General features: G+C 56.5%; 19 protein-coding genes, 1 pseudogene and 1 riboswitch. Of the genes and pseudogenes, 14 read left to right on the top strand and 6 right to left on the bottom strand.

Annotated features, from left to right (window positions below; genetic code table 11):
• Positions 1 to 306 precede the first annotated feature (306 nt).
• Positions 307 to 768 carry an L-alanine exporter AlaE gene (locus DAQ1742_RS17380; RefSeq protein WP_035344231.1) on the top strand — a complete coding sequence of 154 codons (462 nt, stop codon included), beginning with the start codon at positions 307 to 309 and terminating at the stop codon, positions 766 to 768.
• A 289-nt stretch (positions 769 to 1,057) separates the two neighbouring features.
• Here the strand turns inward: DAQ1742_RS17380 and cra are convergent, their stop codons facing one another.
• From cra to DAQ1742_RS17400, 4 genes and pseudogenes are all read right to left on the bottom strand, one after another.
• Positions 1,058 to 2,062 carry a catabolite repressor/activator gene (cra, locus tag DAQ1742_RS17385; RefSeq protein WP_035344233.1) on the bottom strand — a complete coding sequence of 335 codons (1,005 nt, stop codon included), beginning with the start codon at positions 2,060 to 2,062 and terminating at the stop codon, positions 1,058 to 1,060.
• Between the two features lie 242 nt (positions 2,063 to 2,304).
• On the bottom strand, positions 2,305 to 2,796 hold the full coding sequence (ilvN, locus tag DAQ1742_RS17390) for an acetolactate synthase small subunit (RefSeq protein WP_035344236.1): 492 nt from the start codon (positions 2,794 to 2,796) through the stop codon (positions 2,305 to 2,307).
• A 2-nt stretch (positions 2,797 to 2,798) separates the two neighbouring features.
• Positions 2,799 to 4,519: pseudogene (gene ilvI / locus DAQ1742_RS17395) on the bottom strand (acetolactate synthase 3 large subunit).
• 334 nt (positions 4,520 to 4,853) lie between these two features.
• Positions 4,854 to 6,674 carry an AMP-dependent synthetase/ligase gene (locus DAQ1742_RS17400; protein ID WP_035344240.1) on the bottom strand — a complete coding sequence of 607 codons (1,821 nt, stop codon included), beginning with the start codon at positions 6,672 to 6,674 and terminating at the stop codon, positions 4,854 to 4,856.
• A gap of 412 nt (positions 6,675 to 7,086) precedes the next feature.
• On the opposite strand from DAQ1742_RS17400, the gene leuA reads away from it, so the two are divergent.
• The 4 genes from leuA to leuD are packed head-to-tail and all read left to right on the top strand — an operon-like array spanning position 7,087 to position 11,770.
• On the top strand, positions 7,087 to 8,661 hold the full coding sequence (gene leuA, locus DAQ1742_RS17410) for a 2-isopropylmalate synthase (RefSeq protein WP_035344242.1): 1,575 nt from the start codon (positions 7,087 to 7,089) through the stop codon (positions 8,659 to 8,661).
• Positions 8,661 to 9,752, top strand: a complete 1,092-nt coding sequence (leuB, locus tag DAQ1742_RS17415) for a 3-isopropylmalate dehydrogenase (RefSeq protein ID WP_035344244.1) — start codon at positions 8,661 to 8,663, stop codon at positions 9,750 to 9,752. The genes leuA and leuB overlap by 1 nt, the downstream gene beginning before the upstream one ends.
• A gap of 2 nt (positions 9,753 to 9,754) precedes the next feature.
• Positions 9,755 to 11,155 (top strand): 3-isopropylmalate dehydratase large subunit, encoded by a 1,401-nt coding sequence (leuC, locus tag DAQ1742_RS17420; protein ID WP_035344246.1) that lies wholly within the window; start codon positions 9,755 to 9,757, stop codon positions 11,153 to 11,155.
• A gap of 12 nt (positions 11,156 to 11,167) precedes the next feature.
• The gene (leuD, locus tag DAQ1742_RS17425) at positions 11,168 to 11,770 is read left to right on the top strand and encodes a 3-isopropylmalate dehydratase small subunit (protein ID WP_035344248.1); all 603 of its coding nucleotides are present in this window, start codon (positions 11,168 to 11,170) and stop codon (positions 11,768 to 11,770) included.
• A gap of 366 nt (positions 11,771 to 12,136) precedes the next feature.
• Here the strand turns inward: leuD and DAQ1742_RS17430 are convergent, their stop codons facing one another.
• The gene (locus DAQ1742_RS17430) at positions 12,137 to 13,039 is read right to left on the bottom strand and encodes a siderophore-interacting protein (protein ID WP_035346328.1); all 903 of its coding nucleotides are present in this window, start codon (positions 13,037 to 13,039) and stop codon (positions 12,137 to 12,139) included.
• Between the two features lie 229 nt (positions 13,040 to 13,268).
• On the opposite strand from DAQ1742_RS17430, the gene tnaC reads away from it, so the two are divergent.
• Both tnaC and tnaA read left to right on the top strand, forming a co-directional pair.
• The gene (gene tnaC, locus DAQ1742_RS17435) at positions 13,269 to 13,379 is read left to right on the top strand and encodes a tryptophanase leader peptide (protein WP_071604110.1); all 111 of its coding nucleotides are present in this window, start codon (positions 13,269 to 13,271) and stop codon (positions 13,377 to 13,379) included.
• Between the two features lie 140 nt (positions 13,380 to 13,519).
• The gene (gene tnaA / locus DAQ1742_RS17440) at positions 13,520 to 14,920 is read left to right on the top strand and encodes a tryptophanase (RefSeq protein WP_035344254.1); all 1,401 of its coding nucleotides are present in this window, start codon (positions 13,520 to 13,522) and stop codon (positions 14,918 to 14,920) included.
• Positions 14,921 to 15,061: 141 nt separating this feature from the next.
• On the opposite strand, the gene sgrT is transcribed toward tnaA, so the two are convergent.
• Positions 15,062 to 15,220: a glucose uptake inhibitor SgrT gene (sgrT, locus tag DAQ1742_RS17445; protein ID WP_035344255.1), complete on the bottom strand. Its 159-nt coding sequence runs from the start codon at positions 15,218 to 15,220 to the stop codon at positions 15,062 to 15,064.
• A 113-nt stretch (positions 15,221 to 15,333) separates the two neighbouring features.
• Here sgrT and sgrR point away from each other — a divergent pair, with 113 nt between their 5' ends.
• From sgrR to ilvN (DAQ1742_RS17480), 7 genes are all read left to right on the top strand, one after another.
• The gene (sgrR, locus tag DAQ1742_RS17450) at positions 15,334 to 16,992 is read left to right on the top strand and encodes an HTH-type transcriptional regulator SgrR (protein WP_035344256.1); all 1,659 of its coding nucleotides are present in this window, start codon (positions 15,334 to 15,336) and stop codon (positions 16,990 to 16,992) included.
• A gap of 74 nt (positions 16,993 to 17,066) precedes the next feature.
• Positions 17,067 to 17,174: riboswitch (TPP riboswitch) on the top strand.
• A gap of 72 nt (positions 17,175 to 17,246) precedes the next feature.
• Entirely contained in the window at positions 17,247 to 18,215 is a 969-nt protein-coding gene (gene thiB, locus DAQ1742_RS17455; RefSeq protein WP_035344257.1) for a thiamine ABC transporter substrate binding subunit, read from the top strand.
• A complete protein-coding gene (gene thiP, locus DAQ1742_RS17460) occupies positions 18,191 to 19,816 on the top strand; it encodes a thiamine/thiamine pyrophosphate ABC transporter permease ThiP (protein WP_035344258.1) in 1,626 nt (541 codons plus the stop codon). The genes thiB and thiP overlap by 25 nt, the downstream gene beginning before the upstream one ends.
• The gene (gene thiQ, locus DAQ1742_RS17465; RefSeq protein ID WP_035344260.1) at positions 19,803 to 20,495 is read left to right on the top strand and encodes a thiamine ABC transporter ATP-binding protein ThiQ; all 693 of its coding nucleotides are present in this window, start codon (positions 19,803 to 19,805) and stop codon (positions 20,493 to 20,495) included. The genes thiP and thiQ overlap by 14 nt, the downstream gene beginning before the upstream one ends.
• A gap of 136 nt (positions 20,496 to 20,631) precedes the next feature.
• Positions 20,632 to 20,733 carry an ilvB operon leader peptide IvbL gene (locus tag DAQ1742_RS17470; RefSeq protein ID WP_232046550.1) on the top strand — a complete coding sequence of 34 codons (102 nt, stop codon included), beginning with the start codon at positions 20,632 to 20,634 and terminating at the stop codon, positions 20,731 to 20,733.
• Positions 20,734 to 20,844: 111 nt separating this feature from the next.
• Complete coding sequence (gene ilvB, locus DAQ1742_RS17475; protein WP_035344262.1) at positions 20,845 to 22,509, top strand: acetolactate synthase large subunit; 1,665 nt, start codon at positions 20,845 to 20,847, stop codon at positions 22,507 to 22,509.
• 3 nt (positions 22,510 to 22,512) lie between these two features.
• On the top strand, positions 22,513 to 22,806 hold the full coding sequence (ilvN, locus tag DAQ1742_RS17480) for an acetolactate synthase small subunit (RefSeq protein ID WP_035344264.1): 294 nt from the start codon (positions 22,513 to 22,515) through the stop codon (positions 22,804 to 22,806).
• Positions 22,807 to 22,834 lie beyond the last annotated feature (28 nt).

Consider the following 22,834-nt stretch of genomic DNA (forward strand, 5'->3'; position numbering starts at 1 on the left):
CGCGCAACATTCCCCGCGAAAAAACACGCCATGCGCACTGCATGAGCCCATTCGTGGTGAAAAAATATGTAATCAACTGTTTTATATGAAATTAAATATTCACCTCCCGATATATGGCACAGAAAAGACGATTTGCAGCCATAAAGTTGCGCCGCTGAACAAAAAACAGGCAAAAATAAGTTTTTTTTACTAGTTAAAACATCATTGATAGTCATGTAGACTACATTTCAAGCCAAAATGCCACATCAAAAACCAAAAAACAGCCTTAAAAATAAAACATTGTCCTTTAACATGAGGTCAAAGAAGATGATTTCTTCTCCATCCAAAATGCGCGGCATTATCGCCGATACTTTCGCCATGGTGGTCTACTGTTTTCTCACAGGAATGGCCATTGAAATACTGTTATCTGGCATGACATTTGAGCAGTCACTTTCTTCACGGTTATTATCTATCCCGGTTAATATCGTCATTGCCTGGCCTTATGGGGTTTATCGCGACCGTATTGTTGCAATAACGTTGCGATTTAAAATGCACGGCCAAAGAGGAAAAAACATGGCCGACCTGTTTGCTTATGTCAGTTTCCAGTCACCGGTGTATGCCGCTATCTTACTGATTATTGGTGCAGAACCCGCACAAATCATTAAAGCGGTTGCCAGCAACGCGCTTATTTCCATGTTCATGGGCGTCGCCTACGGTTATTTTTTGGAATATTGCCGCCGCCTGTTCCGGGTCACTATTTCCCAAAGTTCACAAATTATCAGTCATTAATCCAGAATGATTAACCGGAATATAAAAGAAGAAAAAAAAAGAGAAAAGGAATAAAAATGAGAATTATCTTATCAAATAAACTCGGGAATATGGCGCAAAAGCCACACGGTGATTAACGCAGAAATATGGACGTTATCCGCGGTTCCGCGATCTTGCTACGTTTGAGCCCGTCGGGTGTGAAGCACATCACTCGCTGAATGAATCAGGTGATATTGACACCATCATTACCCTGCCAGAGCGGATTCATCTGTTAAGAAACGCCTCACTGACAGGGCACAATACTTGCCGATTAACGTCGACTGAGAAAACCACGCCGGTACAGGTTGCGACGAATACGGTACAAACCGGGCTTGGGCTTACGCGGCTCATCCAGGCTCGCCAGCACCAGCTCCAGCACACGCTCGGCCACCTCACGATGGCGCTGCGCCACCGCCAGCACCTGGCACTCCAGAAAATCCAGCAGCTCGTTGTCGCCAAAGGTGGCAATCGCCAGATTATTAGGCAGGCGGCCACTCTGCTTGAGCGTCACATCCATCACACCCTGCAATAACGGAAACGAGGTGGTGAACAGCGCCTGGGGCATCGGATGCGTGTTCAAATACTCTTCGAACACGGCAGCAGCGGCACTGCGCTCATAGCTATTGGCGTAAATGTAATCGACCTGACGCGCATCGCCTTCCCAGGCACGCCGGAACCCTTGTTCACGCAAGAAACTGACCGATAACTCCGGCAGTGCGCCAAGGTACATCACCGCCTGAGCATCGATTTTGCGCAGCTCTTGTGCCAGCATCTCCGCATCTTCCATGTCCGCGCCGACCACGCTGGTAAAATGCTCGCGATCAAGGGCGCGGTCGAGTGCGATAACCGGTAACGGATCATTAGCCCAGCGTTGGTAGAACGGATGTTCTGGTGGCAAAGCCGTCGAGACGATGATGGCATCGACCTGGCGTTGTAGCAGGTGTTCAATACAACGCATTTCGTTATCGGGTTGATCTTCCGAACAGGCAATCAGCAACTGATAACCACGCTGACGCGCCTGACGCTCCAGATAATTGGCAATACGGGTATAACTGGTGTTTTCCAAATCAGGAATCACCAGCCCGATAGAACGGGTGCGCCCGGCACGCAAACCAGCAGCAACGGCATTGGGGTGGTAATTATGCTCCCTGACCACCGCCATAACTTTCTCGACGGTTTTATCGCTCACGCGATATTGCTTCGCCTTACCATTAATGACGTAACTGGCCGTCGTACGCGAAACCCCAGCAAGACGCGCAATTTCATCCAGTTTCACTGGCAACCCCTTAATAAGCCGGATAAAAAGTAAAGAATAAACCGATAACCATGAATTAACCGTGGATATGATACCGATCTAAGCGCAGAAAACACTGACGGGCAACCGCTTTTATTATTTATCTCTCTCGCCAATAAAAAGCCCGGCATCATAGCCGGGCCAGATATTACCACCATAGAAGCCCGTTTTGCTGTAAGAAAATCAGCATATCGCCAAACGGCTGGCCTTGTTTCAGCTTCGCGTCAGCGCATGATACGCTCGCCGCGCGCGACACCCACTACCCCGGAACGAGCGACTTCAATTATCTCGGCCACGTCGCGCACGCTGTTCAGAAAGGCATCCAGTTTCTCGCTGGTGCCCACCAGTTGTACGGTATACAGCGACGCAGTGACATCCACTATCTGCCCGCGGAAGATTTCTGCACTGCGTTTGACTTCTTCACGGCCATAGCCGGTTGCCTGAAGCTTCACCAGCATCAGCTCACGTTCAACACACGCGCCTTGCCCAAGTTCGCTCACGCGCAGCACATCGACCAGCTTATGCAGTTGCTTTTCAATCTGTTCCAGCACTTTTTCATCACCGACGGTCTGAATCGTCATACGTGAAAGTGTCGGGTCATCCGTCGGGGCTACGGTCAGGCTTTCAATGTTATAACCGCGTTGTGAAAACAGGCCAATCACGCGCGACAGAGCACCTGATTCATTTTCCAGCAATACTGACAAAATACGACGCATGATCAGGTCCTCTCCGTTTTGCTTAACCACATCTCATCCATTGCTCCGCCACGGATTTGCATAGGATAGACATGCTCACTGCTGTCTACGCGTACATCCACAAACACCAGGCGGTTTTTCTGCTCCAGCGCCGCTTTCAGCTTCGACTCCAGCTCATCTGGCTTATCAATGGTGATACCGACATGGCCATAAGCCTCTGCCAGCTTGACAAAATCTGGCAGCGATTCCATATAAGAGCTGGAATGGCGACCGGAATAGATCATGTCCTGCCACTGTTTCACCATGCCGAGGAAACGGTTGTTGAGGCTGACGACAACCACCGGCAAGTCATACTGCAACGCCGTAGACAACTCCTGAATATTCATCTGGATACTGCCATCACCGGTCACGCAGATAACCGTTTCTTGCGGCAACGCCAGCTTAATCCCCAGCGCGGCAGGTAAGCCAAAGCCCATGGTTCCCAGACCACCGGAATTTACCCAGCGGCGCGGCTCATCAAAGGGATAATAGAGCGCAGCGAACATCTGATGCTGACCGACGTCAGAGGCAACATACGCCTTCCCCTCTGTCAGCCGGTGCAGGGTTTCAATCACTGCCTGCGGTTTAATGGCATCACCCTCGGTGCTGTATTTCAGGCACTGGCGCGTACGCCATTGATCAATCTGCTGCCACCAGTCACGCAAAGCATCGAATTTTTGCTGTGTATTGCCACCTTGCGCCAGCAATTCCAGCATCAGGCCGAGCACCTGGCGAGCATCACCAACGATGGGGATATCAGCCGCCACCGTTTTGGAAATGGACGCCGGATCGATATCAATGTGCAAAATGGTGGCATTCGGGCAGTACTTGGTCAGATTATTAGTGGTTCTGTCGTCAAAACGCACCCCGACGGCGAAGATAACATCGGCGTTATGCATCGTCATGTTAGCTTCATAGGTGCCGTGCATACCGAGCATGCCAAGGCACTGACGATGAGTGCCGGGAAATCCCCCCAGCCCCATCAGCGAGCAGGTCACCGGAAGATTCAGTTTTTCTGCCAGCGCACGCAGCTCCTGATGACAATTGGCATTGATAACGCCACCGCCGCTATAAATCACCGGGCGCTCGGCAGCCAGCAGCGTTTGCAACGCACGTTTAATCTGCCCCTTATGGCCCTGCACGGTCGGGTTGTAGGAGCGCAGGCTCACCTGATCGGGATAGGCATAGGGCAGCTTGTTGGCGATGTTGAGAATATCTTTTGGCAAGTCCACCACTACCGGGCCGGGTCGCCCACTGGCAGCAAGGTAAAACGCTTTTTTCAGTACGGTGGGGATATCTTCCGTTTGTTTTACCAGATAACTGTGTTTCACCACCGGCCGGGAAATGCCCACCATGTCGCATTCCTGAAACGCGTCATAGCCAATCAGAGACGTCGCCACCTGGCCGGAAATCACCACCAGCGGAATAGAATCCATATAGGCGGTCGCAATCCCGGTAATCGCATTGGTGGCTCCCGGGCCGGATGTCACCAACACGACCCCCACCTCACCTGTCGCTCTGGCATAGCCATCGGCCATGTGTACCGCGCCTTGCTCATGACGCACTAAAATATGCTCAATACCGCCGACGGTGTGCAGTGCATCATAAATATCCAGCACCGCCCCCCCGGATAACCGAACACATGTTTTACGCCCTGATCGATCAACGATCGAACCACCATTTCGGCGCCTGACAACATCTCCATGGGTTTGCCTCTTATTGTTCAGATGGCGACGCTTCACGCCACTGTATTGACAGGGGAAAGACCCCGCGCTCGCAGACGGTGACCTAAAAGAGCCCGTCCGGGTTTTAACATATAACTTATTAACATAACGCCAGATGATGATGCAGGCAAACGCCGCGCCCACGCTGAAGATGAGGCACTTTTAGTAAATCAACTGTTAAAAGAGGGTAATAGGGGATAAAACGCTAATGCATCGGCACGGCATTACAATATATCCCGCCGGGCCGATGCATTACAGAGTGAAATATTGGCACAAAAAATAGCAAATCACGTCACCTGACCGCCAAAACCTCTGCTAATCCGTGTACATGGCTTCGATTTCCAGCTGATAACGCTGATGAATGACTTTTCGGCGGAGTTTTAGTGTCGGCGTCAGCTCGCCTTGCTCGAGACTAAACGGGGCCGACAGCAACGTAAATTTTTTCACCTGCTCGAAACGGGCAAACTCTTTTTGCACCGTGTGCAGGCGTTGTTCAAACAGCGACAAAATATGGCTGTGGCGTAACAGCTCCATCCTGTCCTGATAGATAAGGTTGATAGAGCGGGCGTACTCTTCCAGCGCATCAAAACAGGGGACAATCAGCGCCGACACATATTTACGCGCATCGGCAATCACCGCGACCTGTTCGATAAAGCGATCCTGGCCCAGCGCACCTTCGAGATGCTGTGGCGCGATATATTTGCCCCCAGAGGTTTTCATCAAATCCTTCAACCGCTCGGTGATGAACAGGTTGCCATGCTCATCTATTTCCCCGGCATCTCCGGTTTTAAACCAGCCATCAGGCGTGAAGGCGGCGGCCGTCTCTTGCCCCCGACGATAATAACCGCGCATCACCGTTGCACCGCGCACCTGAATTTCATTCTGCTCGCCAATCCGTATCTCAATACCAGGCAACGGCGTCCCTACGGAGCCGGTTTCGCCATACTCTTGCCAGCACGAAACGGTGGCACAGGTTTCCGTCAACCCATAGCCATAGACAATCCGCACGCCCATCGACTGAAAAAACGCAATCACCCGGCTATCAAGATGTGCGCCTGCGGCAGGCAGAAAGCGCACATTACCGCCTAATACGTGACGCAAACGCGACAAAACCAGCCGATCTGCCAGACGATAACACAGCATCTGCCACAACCCGGCCCGTTTACCGGCCTGACGACACAAAAAGCGCTGCTTCCCCTGCGTCATCGCCCAATGAAACAGCCCGCGTCGCAACCACGGAGCCTGCGCAACTTTTTCATGAATCGCGCTAAATACTTTCTCGTAAAAGCGCGGCACCGCACACATCACCGTTGGCCGCACCGCCGCCATCGCCTCGCGCACCCGATTGGTATCGCGCAGAAAAACGTTCACCGCATCGCTGTGCATGATAAAAAAGCTCCAGGCACGTTCAAACACATGCGACAGCGGCAGAAAACACAGCGACACATCCTGCCCACCCACGTCTAAGCGTTCATCATGCAGCGCCAGTTGGGTCGCCATGTTGGCATAATCGAGCATCACGCCTTTGGGCTCGCCAGTCGTGCCGGAGGTGTAGATCAGTGTGAATAAATCCTCAAGGCTGCGCTCTGCCACTCTCTGGCGCAGCACCGGCTCCCATACCGACAGTTCCGCCTTCTCTTCAAACTCCTGTAACGATACGGCAATATCGCAACCACGGCGGCGAATCTGCTCATCCATCAAGATAATGGTACGCAATTGCGGGCAGCTATCGCGCAAAGACATCAGCAAGTCAAACTGCGCCTGACCGCCGACAAACACCGTGCGGATATCCGCATCATTGAGAATAAAGGCTGTTTGTGCAGCCGCACTGGTTGCATACAGCGGTACAGTCACGGCGCGCAAGTGCAACAGCGCTAAATCTGCCAGCGACCAGGCAATCGCATTGTCAGCGAAAATCGCAACCCGCTCCTGCACATCAATGCCTAATCCGAGCAGCCCGCAGGCGATGCGGCGAATACGTTCACCGGCCTGATGCCAGTCGAGCTGGCATTCCCTGTCCGGTTCCCATTCACGAAATGCCAGCGCATTTGGCCGCTGGGTTATCTGTTGTTGAATACGCTGAACCAGGTGGTATTGCGAAAGTGACGGGTTTTGAGAGTGTGAATGAGTCTTCATGATGCGTGCATGAGCCTGGCAATTTCAATAATCGGCGATATAAATCGGGCTGGCAGTCTACCCTGCCAGAAAGCGGCGTCAAAGCGCTTTCCACTGCTTTTGCGCAGGGACTGTGACCGACCAGACACCTGACCCGCGCTCGTTTGTATTATATCCCGTTGTTGACATCACAACGTGAATCAAGTACCAATAAGAGCAGAACTGAATTTTAATCGATTTGGATGACGAAACAGCATGTTTAACTTCGCTAAACTACTAGGCCTACTACTACACGCATCTTCTTTGCGCGGTATGCCAGTGGGCGATAATCACAGCTGATTTCACGTCACACTTCACATAAAAACCCGCGCCAATGCGCGGGTTTTTTTTTACTCGCCGGGCGTCAGACACAACACATTAAGGAAGAAGACTGATGAGCCAACAAGTCATTATTTTCGATACGACATTGCGTGACGGTGAACAAGCGCTGCAAGCCAGCCTCAGCGTAAAAGAAAAATTGCAGATTGCGCTGGCGCTGGAACGTATGGGCGTCGATGTGATGGAAGTCGGTTTTCCGGTCTCCTCTCCCGGCGATTTCGAGTCTGTGCAGACGATTGCCCGCAACATCAAAAACAGCCGCGTCTGCGCCCTGGCCCGTTGCGTTGAAAAAGACATTGATGTGGCAGCCGAATCCTTGCGCGTCGCTGAGGCGTTCCGTATCCACACCTTTATTGCCACCTCGCCGATGCACATCGCCACCAAGTTGCGCAGCACGCTGGATGAGGTCATTGAACGCGCGACGTATATGATCAAACGCGCGCGCAACTACACCGATGACGTAGAGTTCTCCTGTGAAGATGCGGGTCGCACGCCGATTGAAGATTTAAGCCGGGTGGTGGAAGCCGCTATCAACGCCGGTGCGCGTACCATCAACATCCCTGATACCGTGGGCTACACGCTGCCGCACGAATTCGGCAATATCATCGCGTCCTTGTATCAGCGCGTACCAAATATCGATAAAGCCATTATTTCCGTACACACCCATGATGACCTGGGTCTGGCGGTCGGTAACGCCATGGCCGCGGTTCATGCCGGGGCGCGTCAGGTAGAAGGCACGCTGAACGGTATCGGCGAGCGCGCCGGTAACTGTGCGCTGGAAGAAGTGATTATGGCGATTAAGGTGCGCAACCAGTTGATGAACCTGCACACCGGTATCAACCATCAGGAAATTTACCGCACCAGCCAAATCGTCAGCCAGATTTGCAACATGCCGATCCCGGCGAACAAAGCGGTGGTCGGCGCTAACGCCTTCGCGCATTCCTCCGGTATCCATCAGGATGGCGTGCTGAAAAATCGCGAAAATTACGAAATCATGACGCCGGAATCGATCGGCCTGAAAGAAGTGCAGTTGAACCTGACTTCCCGCTCCGGCCGTGCTGCCGTCAAGCACCGCATGGAAGAAATGGGTTACAAAGAAAATGATTACAATCTGGATACGCTGTACGCCGATTTCCTGAAACTGGCCGACAAGAAAGGCCAGGTGTTCGATTACGATTTGGAAGCACTGGCATTCATCAACAACCAGCAGGAGAGCTCCGAGTTCTATCGCCTCGATTACTTTAGCGTGCAGTCCGGCTCAAGCGTGATGGCAACAGCATCCGTCAAATTGTCATGCGGTGAAGAGACACTGTCTGAAGCGGCGACGGGCAACGGCCCGGTGGATGCGGTGTATCAGGCCATCAACCGTATCACCGGTTATCCGATTAATCTGGTCAAATACCAGTTGTCGGCCAAAGGGCAAGGCAAAGAAGCACTGGGTCAGGTTGACATCGTAGTGGAATATCAGGAACGCCGCTTCCACGGCGTGGGGCTGGCAACGGATATCGTCGAATCCTCCGCGAACGCCATGGTTAACGTATTAAACAACATCAAACGCGCACAGTTGGTAGAAAAAGAAGTGCAACGTTTGCAGCAGCACAACAAACACAACAGTCAGGAAACAGTGTGATGACCAAGAGTTACCATATCGCCGTCTTACCCGGTGACGGCATCGGCCCGGAAGTGATGGCCCAGGCATACAAAGTATTGGACGCCGTTCGCCAGCGTTTCGGTTTACAGCTCACCACCAGCGAGTATGACGTCGGCGGTATCGCCATTGACCGTCAGGGCACACCGCTGCCGCAAAGCACGGTCGAGGGTTGCGAACAGGCCGACGCCATTCTGTTCGGCTCCGTCGGCGGCCCGAAATGGGAACATCTGCCACCGGCAGAGCAGCCGGAACGCGGCGCGTTGCTGCCGTTGCGTAAACACTTCCGCCTGTTCAGTAACCTGCGCCCGGCACGCCTGTACCAAGGGCTGGAAGCCTTCTGCCCGCTGCGCAGTGATATCGCCGCCAAAGGCTTTGATATTCTGTGCGTGCGCGAACTGACCGGCGGCATTTACTTCGGCCAGCCGAAAGGCCGTGAAGGCAGCGGCATGCACGAACGCGCGTTCGACACCGAGGTGTATCACCGTTTCGAAATCGAGCGGATTGCCCGCATCGCCTTTGAATCAGCGCGCAAACGCCGCAGCCTTGTCACCTCTATCGACAAGGCAAACGTGCTGCAAAGCTCGATTTTGTGGCGCGAAATCGTCAATGAAATCGCCCGTGACTACCCGGACGTGAAACTCAATCACCTGTACATCGACAACGCCACCATGCAGTTGATCAAAGACCCGTCGCAGTTTGACGTGCTGCTGTGCTCTAACCTGTTCGGCGATATTTTGTCCGACGAGTGCGCGATGATAACCGGCTCTATGGGAATGCTGCCGTCAGCCAGCCTCAACGAGCAGGGTTTTGGCCTGTATGAACCGGCTGGCGGTTCGGCACCGGATATCGCCGGTAAGAACATCGCCAACCCGATTGCGCAAATCCTGTCTGCCGCGCTGCTGTTGCGCTACAGCCTGGGGGCCGATGACGCCGCCACCACCATTGAGCAGGCGGTTAACCGCGCACTGGCGGAAGGCTATCGCACCGGCGATTTGGCAAACGGTGATGAAGCCGTTACCACGGATGAAATGGGCGACGCGATTGCCCGCTTTGTAGCAGAAGGGGCGTGATCATGGCGAAGACCTTATACCAAAAACTGTTCGATGCGCATGTGGTGCACGAAGCGCCGAATGAAACCCCGTTGCTGTATATCGACCGTCATCTGGTGCATGAAGTCACGTCACCACAGGCGTTTGACGGCCTGCGCGCCATGGGCCGCAAAGTACGCCAGCCGGGGAAAACCTTTGCCACCATGGATCATAACGTGTCCACCCAGACCCGCGACATCAATGCCAGCGGCGAAATGGCACGGATCCAGATGCAGGAACTTATCAAAAACTGCGCCGAATTCGGCGTGCAGTTGTATGACCTGAACCACCCGTTTCAGGGCATCGTGCATGTTATCGGGCCGGAACAAGGCATGACGCTGCCGGGCATGACCATCGTCTGCGGTGATTCTCACACCGCGACTCATGGCGCGTTTGGCTCGCTGGCATTTGGTATCGGCACCTCGGAAGTCGAGCACGTTCTGGCGACACAAACCCTGAAACAGGGCCGCGCCAAAACCATGAAAATTGATGTCAGTGGCGAAGCAGCCCCCGGCATCACCGCCAAAGACATCGTGCTGGCCATCATCGGGAAAACCGGCAGCGCGGGCGGCACCGGCTATGTGGTGGAGTTCACCGGCAACGCGATTCAGGCTCTGAGCATGGAAGGCCGTATGACGCTGTGCAACATGGCCATCGAAATGGGCGCAAAAGCAGGTCTGGTGGCACCGGATGACACCACCTTTGCCTACCTGAAAGACCGCCAGTTCGCCCCCACCGGCAGCGACTGGGATGCCGCCGTTGCCTACTGGAGCACCCTGCGCTCTGATGACGACGCTACCTACGACGCCGTCGTCACACTGGATGCCGCCGACATCGCGCCGCAAGTCACCTGGGGCACCAACCCCGGTCAGGTGATTGCCGTTGATCAAATCATTCCGTTACCGGAATCGTTTAGTGACCCGGTAGAGCGTGCCTCGGCGGAAAAAGCACTGGCCTACATGGGCCTGCAAGCGGGCGTGAAACTGACCGATGTTGCCATCGACAAAGTGTTTATCGGCTCTTGCACCAACTCGCGTATTGAAGACTTACGCGCCGCCGCCGCCATCGCCAAAGGGCGCAAAGTGGCCAACGGCGTACAGGCTTACGTGGTGCCCGGTTCTGGCCCGGTCAAGGCGCAGGCGGAAGCCGAAGGGCTGGACAAAATCTTTATCGACGCCGGTTTCGAATGGCGCTTGCCCGGTTGCTCCATGTGTCTGGCGATGAACAATGACCGCCTGAACCCCGGCGAGCGCTGCGCTTCCACCAGCAACCGTAACTTTGAAGGGCGTCAGGGCCGCGGTGGACGTACCCATCTGGTCAGCCCGGCGATGGCAGCGGCGGCGGCGGTTACCGGCCGTTTCGCAGACATTCGTGAACTGAATTAAGAGAGGCACTCCATGGCTAAATTTACCCAACACACAGGTCTGGTCGTACCGCTCGATGCCGCCAACGTCGATACCGATGCGATTATCCCCAAGCAGTTTCTGCAAAAGGTGACGCGCACCGGCTTTGGTCAACACCTGTTTCACGACTGGCGTTTTCTTGACGATGCCGGGCAGCAGCCTAACCCGGAGTTCGTGCTGAACCTGCCGCGCTACAAAGGAGCCAGTATTCTGCTGGCGCGCGAAAACTTCGGCTGTGGTTCTTCGCGCGAGCACGCGCCCTGGGCGCTGACCGATTACGGCTTCAACGTGGTGATTGCACCAAGCTTTGCCGATATTTTTTACGGCAACGCGTTTAACAACCAGCTGTTGCCGGTCAAACTGAGCGAGTCGGATATCGATGACTTGTTCAAACTGGTCGCCAGCCACGAAGGCATCACCTTCACGGTGGATTTGGAAGCCCAGCAGGTGAAAGCGGGCGACAACACCTACGCGTTTGAAATAGACAGCTTCCGCCGCCACTGCATGATAAACGGTCTGGACAGCATCGGCCTGACGCTGCAACACGATGCCGCCATCGCCCGTTACGAAGAACAGCAACCGGCGTTTCTGCGTTAATTCGGCTCTGTGGGCTTTTGGCTTACAGACAAAACGACTTAAGCGCAGGCAAAGCGATTTCAGGCATCCAAACTGCGCTGAGGTGGACGACTTCGCCGGGTGAGCCGCATGGATGCGGCGAAAGCCCGTGCCGCGTATGGAACGCGTCACGGGCGGCCCGAACAGCGAAGGCGAACGCCGAAGGTACCGCGTTAGCGGCGCAGTTTAGCCTCCAGCCAGTGGTCAAGGAGAGGCGGCGTTTGAGCCTCTCCTTGTCGTGCGTGCGACGGTGCTGCAAAGGGAGAATCGCCGTTATCGCGCACGAAACCTCCCACCAGTCTTGCATAAGCTCCTCAAGCAACAAAACACGGCGGTTTGCCAACAAACTCAATGTGGACGCGGGCCCCGGCTCCAGTAGGCCATGAACGTGATGGCATCCTGTGCGCCCCCTTTTTCTGCCAGCAGATAGCGGCGCAATGCTTTCACCGCAGAGGATTCCGCCGCCACCCAGCCAAAGAACTGACCTTGCTGCGCGCTGGCCGGTTGCCAGACTTTTTCCCCCTCGGCGATATCCTCAACCGTCACCGGATGTGATACGGCTTGCGCTGTCGGGCATGACCAATGCCGCGCGGCTTCCAGCAAACGCTCACCATAGGTTGCGCCCGTGCCTTCGCGCGGCAGCCACACCACCTCGGCAAACGGCAACGTGCGATAGTCATCGGTGCAATCCGCCTGTAACGGTACTTCGATGAACGCCTGCACCTGCGGCGGGTTATCCTGCCGCGCCAGTTGCTCAAGAATACTCTTGATGGCCGGTAGCGCCGTTTCATCGCCCATCAGTAACACCTGCCGGGTCAGTGCTGACTGCACCCACTCATAGCCGCCGTTATCACCGGCATAATCCCCACGCGGCGCGACCACCTGCAAACGCGCACCGGGCTCGGCACCCAGCGCCCAGGCGGAAGCCGGGCCTTCGGTGCCGTGCGCGACAAACTCTACCGTCATCTCACCGCGCTCGGTATCCAGCGCACGCAGCGTATAGGTACGCGCAATCGGGCGCTGTGCTTTGGGCAGCGCCTGCGCCAGCTTGTACCACTCGCCTGTCGGCGGCAGGCTTGACGGCGTGCCATCTTCCGCAGGCAACAGCACTTTGATGCGCTGATCCGGCGCACAGATTTTCATCTCTTTGACCGCCTCGCCCTGTAACACACACGCTATCAGAGACGGCGTCAGCAAGACCTTGTGCGCCAATGTGACATCAAAGACTCTATATTCCTTTACCCCAGCCATAACGCTGCTCACCTCTTGATTACACCGGTTTTCGCCACCCGGCCTGAACATGGCAAGTGGCTTTCCGCTCTGTTTTACCAGCACTTCATGGTAATGAGAAGCATTATTGATATGTTGTTATTCTCATCACGCCTCACTGCCTGGTGCCGGTTTGCCCGTGGGATCACGGTTTTTACCACCGCTTTTCGCCTATGCTGGGCTTTCAAGACTCACGAGATAAGGAGGGCTCATGACACGTATCATCCGGTGTTATCGACAGAACCTCTGTGGCGACTGCCGCCCCTGGTTCAATATCGACCATCGTCTGACCAATGATTTTCCCCGCCCGTTTCATGCCTGAGTCAGCCGCGCGCTGACCTTCCGTTGTTCTGTCCATCTGGCGCATAACCGCCTGATTTTATTGCATTGACAAAACATTCAACTGACGCCACATCCGAAACGTGGTGCCGTTGCGCCCCTGCGGGCGAGAGGAGAGATTGCATGAAACGTATTCCTGAACCTTTTCGTATCAAAATGGTAGAAAACATCCGTATGACCAACCGCGCCGAGCGGGAGAAAGCCTTGCAGGAAGCAGGCTATAACCCGTTTTTGCTGCGTAGCGAGGATGTGTATATCGACCTGCTGACCGACTCCGGCACCGGTGCCATGAGCGACCGCCAGTGGGCCGGGCTAATGATGGGTGATGAAGCCTATGCCGGGTCGCGCAACTACTACCATTTGTGTGAAAAAGTGCAAACGTTGCTGGGCTACCCCTTTACGATTCCCACCCATCAGGGCCGTGGTGCCGAGCAAATTCTGTTCCCCTGCCTGATAGCCAAAAAACAGCGCGCCGGCGGCGGCAAAAAACCGGTGTTTATTTCCAATTTCCATTTTGATACCACCGCCGCCCACGTTGAGCTCAACGGCGCGCGCGCCATTAACGTCGTCACGCCGAAAGCCTTTGACACCACCACCTATTACGACTGGAAAGGCGACTTCGACCTCGACCTGTTACAGACGACGATTGAGCAGCATGGCGCAGACAACGTGGTGGCTATCATCACCACCGTCACCTGTAACAGCTCCGGCGGCCAGCCGATTTCAATGGGTAACATGCGTGAGGTGTATCGCATCGCGCAGCAGCACGGCATCCCGGTGGTGATTGACTCTGCCCGTTTTTGTGAAAATGCCTGGTTCATCAAACAGCGTGAAGCCGGTTATGAAAACCGCTCCATCAAAGCGATCGTCCATGAGATGTACCAATATGGCGATATGCTGACCATGTCAGCGAAGAAAGATCCGATGGTGAACATTGGTGGCCTGTGCTGTTTTCGCAGCGATGAAGAACTGTTCAACGAGGTGCGCATTCGCTGCGTGCCGATGGAAGGCTTCGTCACCTATGGCGGGCTGGCCGGGCGCGACATGGAAGCGCTGGCGATAGGGCTTGAGGAAGGCATGAACGAAGATTACCTGACCTACCGCATCGGCCAGGTGACGTATCTTGGCGAGCGCCTGCGCGCAGGCGGTATTCCGATTCAATACCCGGTGGGCGGCCATGCGGTATTTGTCGATGCGAAAAAGCTGCTGCCGCACATTCCTGCCGAGCAGTTCCCGGCACAGGCGCTCAATAACGCGCTCTATCTGGAAGCCGGTATTCGCAGCGTGGAAATCGGCTCATTACTGCTGGGGCGCGACCCGGATACCGGCGAACAGAAACCTTCGCCGCTGGAGTTGCTGCGCCTGACCATTCCGCGCCGCGTCTACACCAACGACCACATGGACTACATCGCCGATTCGCTGATTGCCCTCAAAGAGAGAGCCAGCAGTATCAAAGGGCTGACGTTTACCTATGAACCGCCGGTACTACGTCACTTCGTCGCCCGGCTAAAACCGCTGGAATAACGCCGCACCATAAAAAAAGCCAGCGGAACAGGCCGCTGGCTGGTGAACAGCACCATTACTCAGAACTGTGTGGCGGTGAACCGCCACGTTATTTAGCACCACCGGATGTGATATCCGTCAGCGTTAACCGATGACGTGTCGTTATAACCAGTGGCGATACGTCTTCTCATCCATCTGTGCGATGTGCCATTGCGTGGCCTGTAGCAATATGGCCATCCGCTCGGCCTCACTCAACCGCGCCAGGCCACAACCGATGCCGCGACACAGCCAGTAGCGATAGAAATACAATAATCGGTTCATATTGCCCCCCTCAGATAACTCCCCTTCGCTGTCATCAAGTATCCGCGTAATATAGGGAAAAATATATTGATGAGCTTAAGCCGTGGAGTTCCTCTTTTATGCCTTCGCCACCGATGTCTTCGCCCCGTCTGCAACAACAATTCATCCGGCTCTGGCAGTGCCTGCAAGGCCAGGATACCGACACCACGCTGCAACAACTGGCCGGATTGCTGCATTGCTCACGCCGCCACATCCGCTCGTTGCTCGGCGCGATGCAACAGCAAGGCTGGCTGACCTGGCAGGCGCAGGCCGGACGAGGTAAACACTCACGCCTGTGCTTTCTCTACACCGGGTTGACCCTGCAACAACAGCGCGCCGAAGACCTGCTTGAGCAAGACCGCATTGACCAACTGGTGCAGTTGCTGGGTGATAAAGACGCCGTGCGCCAGATGGTGCTGTCCCATCTGGGCCGCCGCGTGCGTCAGGGACGCCACCTGCTGCGCATCCTCTACTACCGGCCGATGCTGAACCTGTTACCCGGCAGTGCGCTGCGCCGCTCGGAAACGCATCTGGCACGCCAGATTTTCAGCGGCCTGACCCAGCTAAATGAGGAAAATGGGGAACTGCTGGCGGATATCGCCCACCATTGGCAGGCGCTGTCGCCGCTGCACTGGCGTTTTTACCTGCGCCCTGCCGTCCGGTTTCATCATGGCAGGGAGCTGACGATGGAGGATGTTATCGCCTCGCTAAACCGGCTAAAGCCACTGGCACTGTTTTCGCACCTGACAGACATCCGCTCGCCGATGCCGTTCGTGCTGGATATCCACCTCAATATGCCAGACCGCTGGCTGCCGTGGTTACTGGGCAGCGTGGCGGCGATGATGCTGCCCAAAGAGTGGCCGACGTTACCCGATTTTATGCGCCAGCCAATTGGCACCGGGCCGTATCAGGTGGTCCGCAACAGCCCCGACCAGCTCAAAATAGACGCCTTTGATGATTACTTCGGCTACCGGGCGCTGATTGACGAGGTGAGCATCTGGGTGCTGCCCGATGCGCCGGTGATCCCCGCCTGCACCGTCACGCTGCAAGGTGATGACACCCTCGATAATGAGCTGGAAAACCGGCTGGAAGAAGGGTGCTATTTCCTGCTGTTTGACCGCCGCTCCCCGGCCATGACTGACACGGATGTGCGCCACTGGTTATCTCAGGTACTCAGCCCGGTGGCGATGTTAAGTCTGGCGCAAAGCCCCTACCAGAGCGATTGGTCGCCCGCCTATGGCCTGCTGCCACGCTGGCATCACAGCCCGCCGCGCAGGGTGCGCGACAAACCCATCGGCCTGACCGAGCTGACCCTCAGCTGTTATCGTGACCACCCGGAATACGCGGTGATAAGCCGGATCATGCAGCAATTGCTGGCCGCGCACGGCGTGAAGCTGACGCTGCGCACGCTGGAGTTCGACGCGTGGTGCCAGGGAGAAGAGGCCGGTGATCTCTGGCTTGGCAGCGCCAATTTTTATCTGCCGCTGGAGTTTTCCGTCTTCGCCATGCTGTGCGAGCTACCGCTTTTGCGCCACTGCCTGGCTGATGGTGAGCTTGATGGGCTCACCCGTCAATGGCATCAGGGCGAGCTGGATCTGGCGCAGTGGTGCCAATCACTGGTGTGCGATGCGGCCATTCACCCGCTGTTCCACCACTGGCTGCGCCTGCAAGGGCAGGCCAACATGCGCGGCCTGCGCATGAACACGCTGGGCTGGTTTGATTTTAAATCCGCCTGGTTTGCACCGGGGGACTAGACGACAGGCGTAAGGAATATCGCCCGCCGCGCGAATCGCGCTTTTCCTGCTGTAACGAACCCTCTACAATAGCGCCGTTCTCAACGGGGTGCGCCTGGGCATTGTGTCATGGGCCGCTGAGAAAATACCCGTCGAACCTGATCCGGTTAATACCGGCGAAGGGATTTGAGATTGCATACTTTGCCTGCTCAAAGACCTTTGCCGCCTTCAACATATTGGAGCGCAAAGTGCTTAAACATTCTCTTACTGCCTTGATGTCCTGCCTGCTGGTGCTCAGTGCCCCGGCGTTCGCCAAATCCACCCTCACGGTCTACACCTACGAGTCATTCTCCTCTGAATGGGGCCCAGGCCCGTCTATCAAGACCGCATTTGAAAAAACCTGTGACTGCGAACTGAAATTCGTGGCGCTGGAAGATGGTGTGGCGCTGCTCAACCGTCTGCGCATGGAAGGTAAAAACACCCCGGCCGACGTGGTACTGGGGCTGGATAACAATCTGGTGCAGGCGGCAGAACAAACCGGGCTGTTTGCCAAACACGGTATCGATACGGGTGCGTTAGCGGTGCCCGGCGGCTGGCAAAACGCCACGTTCCTGCCCTTTGACTACGGTTACTTTGCCTTTGTCTACAACAAAGACAAACTGAAAAACCCGCCTGCCAGCCTCAAAGAGCTGGTAGAAGGGCCGCAGGCGTGGAAAGTGATTTATGAAGATCCGCGCACCAGCACGCCGGGCCTGGGGCTGCTACTGTGGATGCAAAAAGTGTACGGCGATAACGCGCCGGATGCCTGGCAGAAACTGGCGGCGAAAACCGTCACCGTTACCAAAGGCTGGAGCGAGGCCTATGGCCTGTTCCTGAAAGGCGAGGCGGATTTGGTGCTCAGTTACACCACGTCTCCGGCTTACCATGTAATTGCCGAGAAGAAAGAGAACTATGCGGCAGCGAACTTTAGCGAAGGCCACTACCTGCAAGTGGAAGTCGCCGCACCGCTGGCAGGCAGCAAAAACCCGCAACTGGCGGCGCAGTTCCTGCAATTTATGGTCAGCCCGACGGTTCAAAACCTGATCCCGACCACCAACTGGATGTATCCGGCTATCCGTACCGATCTGCCCGCAGGCTATCAAAACTTATCCGTACCGGCCAACGCACTGACCTTTAGCGCTCAGCAGGTCGCAGAACAGCGTGCCGGTTGGGTGCAGGCATGGCAACGCGCCGTCAGCCGTTGATAACATCCCGGCGTTTTCTTGCCGGAGCACTGTGGCCGGGCGTTTTCGCCGCCGGGCTGCTGTGCGCCACCGCGTTGCTGGCATTCGGCGCGCTGTGGTACGAGGCGGGCGATGCCCCCTGGCTCGCCTTATGGCAAGACCACTACCTGTGGCACGTTCTGCGTTTTAGCGTCTGGCAGGCGCTGCTGTCTTCAGCGCTCTCGCTGGGGCCGGCCTTGCTGCTTGCCAGGGCGTTATACCGCCGCCGTTTTCCCGGCCACCGCTGGCTATTGCGCCTGTGCGCCATGACGCTGGTGCTGCCGGTGCTGGTGGCAGTCTTCGGCCTGTTACGGGTCTATGGCCGCGAGGGCTGGCTGGCGCACGCGCTGGCCCTGTTCGGTCTTCCCTATACGTTTTCGCCCTATGGCTTGCCGGGCATTTTACTGGCCCACGTCTTTTTTAATCTGCCGCTGGCAACGCGGCTGTTTTTACAAACGCTGGAAAATATTCCCACCGAACAACGCCAGTTGGCCGCCCAGCTTGGCCTGCGCGGCATGGACTTTTTTCGGCTGGTGGAGTGGCCGTGGCTGCGCCGCCAGTTGCTGCCCGCAGGCGCGCTGATTTTTATGCTCTGTTTTTCAAGCTTTGCCACCGTACTGGCGCTCGGCGGCGGCCCGCAGGCCACCACCCTTGAACTGGCGATTTATCAGGCCCTGAGCTTTGACTATGACCCGGCGCGCGCAGCGCTGCTGGCGCTTTTGCAACTGTGTTGCTGCCTGACGCTGCTGCTCGCAAGCCAGCGCCTCAGCCACTGGCTTGCGCCAGGCACCAGCCAGCGCCTGCACTGGCGTGACCCGCAAGACAGCCGGTGGAGCCGCCTGTGCGACACGCTGATCATTACGCTGGCGCTCGCTCTGCTCTTGCCGCCGCTGCTGGCGGTGCTGGCGGATGGCATTAACCCATCGCTGCGCACCGTCTTCGCCCAGCCCGCACTCTGGCAGGCGCTGGGCACCTCGCTTAGCGTGGCACTGGCCGCCGGGATGGTGAGCGTGTGCCTGACGCTGATGCTGCTGTGGAGCAGCCGGACACTGCGCTTACGCCAGCAACCGCTGGCGGCACAATGGCTGGATCTCAGCGGCATGCTGATTCTGGCGATGCCCGGCATCGTGCTGGCGTGCGGCTTTTTTCTGCTGTTTAACCGCACAGTCGGTCTACCCTCGTCACCTTACGCGCTGGTGGTGCTGACCAACGCCCTGCTGGCCATCCCCTACGCGATGAAAGTGCTCGAAGGCCCGATGTATGACACCGCCGCGCGCTATAACGGGCTGTGCCAGTCACTGGGTTTATGCGGCTGGCAACGGTTGAAGATGGTGGAATTGCGCGCCTTGCGTGCCCCGCTGGCACGCGCGCTCGCCTTTGCCTGTGTGCTGTCGGTAGGGGATTTTGGCATCATCGCGCTGTTTGGCAGCGAGCAGTTTCGCACCCTGCCGTATTATCTCTATCAGCAAATCGGCGCTTATCGCAGTAGCGAAGGAGCCGTCACCGCGCTGATACTGCTGGCGCTGTGTTTTCTGTTGTTTACGCTCATTGAGAAACTGGCAGGCAAGAATGATAACGCTTGATACGCTGACCTACGTCTACCAACACCTGCCGATGCGCTTTGATGTCACCATTGAGCCCGGTGAACGGGTTGCTGTGCTTGGCCCCAGCGGTGCAGGCAAGAGCACGCTACTGGCGCTGATAGCCGGTTTCCTGATGGCGGACAGCGGCGCACTGATACTCAACGGGCAAGACCACCGCGCCAGTGCGCCGTCACAACGCCCGGTGTCGATTTTGTTTCAGGAAAATAACCTGTTCGCCCACCTGACGCTTTGGCAGAATATCGCGCTCGGCTTACACCCCGGCCTGAAGCTGACGGCCACGCAACACGCGACGCTGCATGACATCGCCGGGCGCATGGGGTTAAGCGGTTTGCTGGAGCGCCTGCCTGCGCAGGTGTCCGGCGGTCAGCGCCAGCGGGCCGCACTGGCACGCTGCCTGATTCGCCAGCAACCGATCTTGCTGCTTGACGAACCGTTTTCCGCGCTCGACCCGGCACTGCGCCAGGAGATGCTGGCACTGGTCGAACACATCTGTCAGGAGCGCTCACTGACGCTGCTGATGGTGTCCCACCAACTGGATGATGCGCTGCGCATCGCGCCGCGTAGCCTGTTGGTTGCGCAAGGCCAGATTGGTTACGACGGCCAAACCACCATGCTGTCACACCACCCTGAAGCGGCCAGAATGCTGGGACTGGCATAACGTGCTTGCTGTCTTTGCAAAAAAAACGTGACATTCAGCACGATTTTACCTTTTTATGGTGGTAAAGCCTTGTCGGCTTTTCCACACCCATGCTTATATGGGTGCGCTAATTAACCAAAACGAACAAAGGTTCTCCGTGAAACACACCGCCGCTACTTTCGCACTACTAAACAACACCGCGCTGCTTGACGCGGTCGTCGTCGTGCGCGTGGTGGTCGTGGTCGGCAGCGCGCCGTAACGGGTTCCGAATCAAACCGAGATTCCAAACCCCGCCGGCGCAAGCCGAGCGGGGTTTCTGCTTTCTACCCTCCCCGCTCTCCTGACACCGGCTCTGAAAAAGGACAGGATTATGCGTTATACAGGCGCGGAGCTGATCATCCGCCTGCTGGAACAGCAAGGCATTACTACCGTGACCGGCATTCCCGGCGGTGCGGCGTTACCATTGTACGATGCACTGGGCAAAAGCCAGACCATTCGCCATGTGCTGGCCCGCCATGAACAGGGAGCCGGGTTTATCGCCCAGGGGATGGCACGCGTCAGCGGTAACGCCGCCGTCTGCATGGCCTCCAGCGGGCCGGGAGCCACCAACCTGCTGACCGCCATCGCCGATGCCAAGCTCGACTCCATCCCGCTGGTGTGCATCACCGCGCAGGTTTCTTCCGGCATGATTGGTACAGATGCGTTTCAGGAAGTTGACACCTATGGCATCTCGATTCCGGTCACCAAACACAACTATCTGGTACGCGACATCAACGAACTACCGCGCGTCATCCACGATGCCTTCCGGCTGGCACAAACGGGCCGCCCCGGCCCGGTCTGGGTGGACATTCCCAAAGATGTACAAACCGCGACCATTGAACTTGACCGATTGCCCGAACCAGCCGTGCTGCCAGCCACTCCGGCAGTTGACGATGCGGCCATCCATAAGGCAGCCGCGCTTATCAATCAGGCCAAACGGCCGATTCTGTATCTGGGCGGTGGCATCATCAGCGCCGGAGCGCATCAGCAAGCCATCGAACTGGCGGAGCGCGCCGGTCTGCCCACCACCATGACGCTGATGGCGCTCGGTGCCATGCCGGTTGACCACCCGCTGTCGCTTGGCATGTTAGGAATGCACGCCGCCCGCTGTACCAACCTTATCCTGCAACAATCCGACCTGCTTATCGTGCTCGGCGCGCGCTTTGATGACCGCGCTATCGGCAAAGCCGAACAGTTCTGCCCAGATGCCAGCGTCATTCACATTGATATCGACCCGGCCGAGCTTGGCAAAATCCGCACGCCGCATGTTGCCCTGAATGCCGATGTGGCAGAGGCGCTCACACAGTTGCTGCCGTTAATTGAGGCACAATCACGTCAGGCATGGCGCGATGAGGTACAGGCGCTGCAACGCGAATTCCCGCTGAGTATGCCAAGGGCCGATGACCCACTCAGCCATTACGGGCTGGTGCGTGCGGTGGCCGGGCACCTTGATGACAACGCGATTATCACCACCGATGTCGGCCAGCATCAGATGTGGGTGGCGCAGGCTTATCCGCTGCGCCGGGCTCGTCAGTGGCTGACCTCCGGCGGCCTTGGCACCATGGGCTTTGGCGTGCCTGCCGCCATTGGTGCTGCGCTGGCTGAACCTGCGCGCACCGTGGTGTGCTTCTCCGGCGATGGCAGCCTGATGATGAATATTCAGGAGATGGCCACCGCCGTTGAAGAGAACCTGAATGTTAAAATCGTGCTGATGAATAACCAGTCACTTGGGCTGGTGCATCAGCAGCAGGATTTGTTCTACCAGCAAAATTATGTTGCCTCTGACTACCGCTATCAGACCAATTTTCTGGCCATTGCCGCGGGCTTTGGCTTCGCCACCTGTGACCTGAATGCCGCCGATGACCCGCAGGCAGCGTTGCACGATGCGCTGCACCGCCCTGGCCCGGTGTTAATTCACGCCGTAATCGATATCAACGAAAAAGTGTTCCCGATGGTGCCGCCGGGTGCCGCCAACATTGAGATGATTGGAGAGTAAATCATGCCGACCCCGACTATTGCTGCACAGGTTACGCTAGAGCTTTCGGTTCGCAACCATCCGGGTGTGATGTCACATGTGTGCGGGCTGTTTGCCCGCCGCGCCTTTAACGTCGAAGGCATTATGTGTATGCCGCTGCCAGACAGCGAGCAAAGCCGCATCTGGCTACTGGTTAAAGACGATCAACGGCTGGCACAGATGATAAGCCAGGTCGAAAAGCTGGAAGACGTGTTGCAGGTGACGCGCCACGGCGAAGAGATGCGGATTTTTGATCAGGTAGCGGAGTTCTACCGCTAACCTGCGGGCAGCCATACCGGTTTACCCG

Source organism: Dickeya aquatica (assembly GCF_900095885.1).
Lineage (GTDB): Bacteria > Pseudomonadota > Gammaproteobacteria > Enterobacterales > Enterobacteriaceae > Dickeya > Dickeya aquatica.